At 68.8% G+C, this 3,650-nt stretch carries 3 protein-coding genes; all 3 read left to right on the plus strand.

Annotated elements, in window-relative coordinates:
• Nucleotides 1-55 precede the first annotated feature (55 nt).
• Entirely contained in the window at nucleotides 56-961 is a 906-nt protein-coding gene (locus ACNPM4_RS07150) for a carbohydrate ABC transporter permease (protein ID WP_029264422.1), read from the plus strand.
• Nucleotides 962-966: 5 nt separating this feature from the next.
• Entirely contained in the window at nucleotides 967-1,857 is an 891-nt protein-coding gene (locus ACNPM4_RS07155; protein WP_448985227.1) for a carbohydrate ABC transporter permease, read from the plus strand.
• 2 nt (nucleotides 1,858-1,859) lie between these two features.
• Nucleotides 1,860-3,650: glycoside hydrolase family 127 protein (locus tag ACNPM4_RS07160; protein WP_448985229.1), on the plus strand; the 1,791-nt coding region annotated here is incomplete at its 3' end.

A 3,650-nucleotide genomic window follows, 5' to 3' on the forward strand; every position in this document is an offset into this window, starting at 1 on the left:
TCGACTGCAGCGACAGCATCCGACAAAGCGACAGCCTCCGACGAAAGAGAACCCGATGACCTCGACCGCACCCCCGCTGCGCCGCCGACGCGCGCGCACCGGATTCGGCGGCCCCGTGCAGGGGTGGTTGTACGCCGCCCCCACCGCGATCTTCGTGGCGCTGCTCTTCGTGGTCCCGCTGATCCTCGTGCTGCAGATGTCGGCATCCGACTGGCCGCTGCTCAGCGGGAACCAGGGGTTGAACTTCCCCGAGAACTACGTGGATGCCGTCAATCACCGCCTCTTCTGGGACAGCATCCGCTTCACCCTGCTATACACGGTCATCACCACCGTGCTCCTGATCGGCCTGGGTCTCGGGCTCGCGCTGCTCGTGCAGGAGTCGACCCGCTGGAAGGGCCTCCTGCGCACGGCGTTCCTGATTCCGAGCGCCCTGGGCCTGGCATCCGCCTCGCTGCTCTTCTATGTGCTGTACTCCCCCATCGCCGGACCCTTCGCCGGACTCATGAAGTCGTGGGGCATCACCTTCCTCGGCACCCCCGACGGCGCACTGTGGTCGACGATCTTCCTCATCGTGTGGCGCTTCGCCGGCTTCTACATGCTGCTGATGCTCGTGGGACTGCAGGGCATCCCCGACGACATCTACGAAGCCGCGCGCATCGACGGCTCGAGCCGCTGGCAAACCTTCCGCTACATCACGGTCCCCCTGCTGAAGCCGACGTTCGCGCTCACGACCGTGATGTGCGTGACCGGGTCGCTGCTCGCGTTCGAGCAGTTCTACATCCTCACCAAGGGCGGCCCCGACAACAGCACGATGACGGTCGTGCAGCTGATCTACAACGTGGCCTTCCAGGGGCAGAACAGCCTCGGCATCGCCGGCGCCCTCTCGGTGATCGTGCTCCTCGCGCTCATCGTCATCAACGTCTTCCAGTTGCGCGCCTTCCGGCGTCCGGATGAGAGCTGACCCGCATGTCTCAGACACTGACCCGCAGCATCGTCGCGCCGGACCACCAGCCGACAGCGCCCCGATACCGCTCCACAGCGGCCCGCATCGTCTTCGGCATCCCGTACTGGGTGTTCACGACCGCCCTCGCGGTGATCTTCCTCTACCCGCTCATCTGGACCGGCGTCTCGTCGGTCAGCCCGATGGCGGGCACGAGCCAGACCGACGGCTGGGGGTTCGGCAACTATGCCGCCCTCGGCGAGTACCAGGCGGGCATCTGGGTCTACCTCGGCAACTCGCTGTTCGTCTCCGTGCTCACGGTCGCCCTGACCCTGTTCATCTCGCTGCTCGGCGGCTACGCCTTCGCCCGGTTCTCGTTCCCGGGTAAGAACGCGCTGTTCCTGCTGACCCTCGCGATCCTGATGGTGCCGTACGCGACCCTGCTCATCCCGCTGTACGTGATCCTCAACGCGGTCGGCCTGCAGAACTCGCTGGTGGGCGTCGCACTCGTGATCACCATGTTCCAGCTGCCGTTCTCGATGTTCATGATGCGCATCTCTTTCGAATCGATCCCGCGCGAGATGGACGAGGCGGCGATGGTCGACGGATGCTCCAGCTGGGGCGCCCTGTGGCGGGTGCTGCTCCCGGCGGTCAAGCCCGGACTCGTCACCGTCGGGCTGTTCGCGTTCCTCACGGCATGGAACGACTTCATGGCGCCGCTGATCCTCATCAACGACTCGAACCGCATGACACTGCCGCTCGCGGTCGCGAACCTCCGCGGGCAGGTGCAGGGTGTCGTCGACTACGGCGCCACCGAGGCGGGAGTCGTCGTGCTGGCGCTCCCCTGCATCGTGCTGTTCCTGATCCTCCAACGACACTACGTGCGCGGCTTCATGTCCGGCGCCTTCAAGGGATGACGATGTTCGACACCACTGCACCGGCTGCTCCGGTGGTTCCCACGCGCGGGCGCCTGCGCCCCCTCGGCCTCGACGACGTGCGCATCACGGGCGGAATCTGGGGCGAACGCCAGGCCGTCAACGGCACTGCGACCCTCGACCACATCGAATCGCGCCTGGAGTCGGAGGGCTGGCTGCCCAACTTCGATCTCGCCGCCGCGGGCACACTGCCCGAGGGGCGCCGCGGGCGGGAGTTCGCGGATTCCGAGATCTACAAGTACCTCGAGGCCCTCGCCTGGGAGATCGGACGGACGGATGCCGCGACCGATGCCCCGCTCGAGCAGCGTTTCCGCGCCGTGGTCTCGCGGGTGGCTGCCGCGCAGGAGACCGACGGCTATCTGAACACGCAGTTCGGGCGCCCGGGGCAGGGCGAGCGCTGGTCGGATCTGGAGTGGGGCCACGAGCTGTACTGCCTCGGACACCTCTTCCAGGCGGCGGTCGCTCGGCACCGCACCCGGCCGGATGCCGACGACGGACTCGTCGCGGTCGCCCGACGCGCGGCCGAGCTCGTCTGCGGCGAGTTCGGCGCCGACGGCCGCGACGCGATCTGCGGTCACGCCGAGGTCGAGGTCGGACTCGCCGAGCTGGGACGGGCGCTCGGGGAACAGCGCTTCATCGACCAGGCGGCCCTGTTCGTCGAACGGCACGGCCGCGGGTCGCTCGCCGAGATCGAATGGGGCCAGGAGTACTTCCAGGACGACGTGCCGGTGCGGGCAGCTGATGCCCTGCGCGGGCATGCCGTGCGCGCGAACTACCTGGCCTCCGGAGCCACCGACGTCGCGGTCGAGCTCTCCGACGATGCACTGCTCGACGCGTTGCGCGGGCAGTGGGACCGCACGGTCAAGCGCCGCACCTATGTGACCGGCGGTCAGGGATCGCACCACCAGGACGAGGCGTTCGGCGCCGACTGGGAGCTGCCTTCGGATCGCGCGTACTCCGAGACGTGTGCCGGAGTCGGGTCGATCATGTTCTCGTGGCGGCTGCTGCTCGCGACCGGCGACACCCGGCACGCCGACCTCATCGAGCGGACCCTCTTCAACGTCGTCGCGACGTCTCCCGCGCCGGACGGTCGGGCGTTCTACTACGCGAACACCCTGCACCAGCGTGTTCCGGGGGTACCGGCCGATCCGGAGGGAACGTCCAAGCGTGCTTCCTCGTCGTTGCGCGCGCCGTGGTTCGAGGTCTCCTGCTGCCCGCCCAACGTGGCGCGCACCTTCGCGAGCCTCGCGGCCTATGTCGCGACGGCCGACGACGAGGGCGTGCAGCTGCATCAGTACGCACCGGCATCCGTGCGCACCACGCTGCCCGACGGACGCGTGATCGCGCTCGACGTCGCGACCGGATACCCGGCCGACGGCGGCATCCGCGTGACGATCGCGGACGACGCCGAGTTCACGCTCACCCTGCGGGTGCCGGCGTGGGCAGAGGGCGCGACGGTGCGGGTCGACGCCGACGGCGAGAGCGCGCAGCATCCGGCCGCTCCCGGCACGGTCGAAGTGCGCCGCGCCTTCCGCACCGGTGATGTCGTCGAGCTGACGCTGCCTCTCGTCGCGCGCACGACGAGCCCCGATCCTCGCGTCGACGCCGTGCGCGGCTCGGTCGTGGTCGAGCGCGGCCCCGAGGTGCTGGCTCTGGAGTCTCTCGACTTCGGCGCCGATGTGGTCGACGCGGTGGTCGCCGGCGAGCCCGTCGAGTCCGGAGGTCAGGTGCGGATGCCGTTGCGGAACCGCGCGTCCGGGGAGGTCGCGGACGCG

It is taken from the genome of Microbacterium umsixpiens, from assembly GCF_053543675.1.

What these genes read in the sequence shown, in the direction of transcription:
- ACNPM4_RS07150 (WP_029264422.1), top strand. Translation starts at nt 56, where the DNA reads ATGACCTCGACCGCACCCCCGCTGCGCCGCCGACGCGCGCGCACCGGA.
- ACNPM4_RS07155 (WP_448985227.1), top strand. Translation starts at nt 967, where the DNA reads ATGTCTCAGACACTGACCCGCAGCATCGTCGCGCCGGACCACCAGCCG.